General features: G+C 57.5%; 1 protein-coding gene. It reads right to left on the bottom strand.

Features of this window, described 5'->3' with window-relative positions:
• The coding region (locus AC1D0P_RS31475; RefSeq protein ID WP_477680312.1) for an extracellular solute-binding protein at positions 1–386 on the bottom strand (386 nt) is incomplete at both ends.

The raw sequence follows: 386 nt of genomic DNA, 5'->3' as shown, positions 1-386 counted from the left end.
TCAGTGAGCTTCTGGGTGCCCTTGATCAGCGCCACGCGGCCTTCTTCACCCTTCCAGTAGTTCGGGCCGATATTCTGGTAGCCCATGGTGGCGGCTTCCCAGAGGTCCTTCGTGCCCATAGCCATCGGGGTATAAGTGCCGTCAGCCTTGATCTTATCAAGCGCGGCATAGAATTCGGCGGTTGTTGTCGGCACGGAAATGCCGAGCTTTGCGAAAGCGTCCTTGTTGTAGATGAAGCCGTGGATAACGGACGCCATCGGCACGCAGAAGCTGGCCGAGCCATCATCGGTCGTCCAGGCGGACTTGGCGACATTGTCGAAGTTTTCCATACCCGGCAGCTTGGTCACGTCGGCCAGTTGCTTCTTCTTGTAGAGTTCGAGCGAAGC

This window comes from Polaromonas sp. P1_G2 (assembly GCF_056405515.1).
This window is presented reverse-complemented; position numbering and strand designations above follow the sequence as displayed.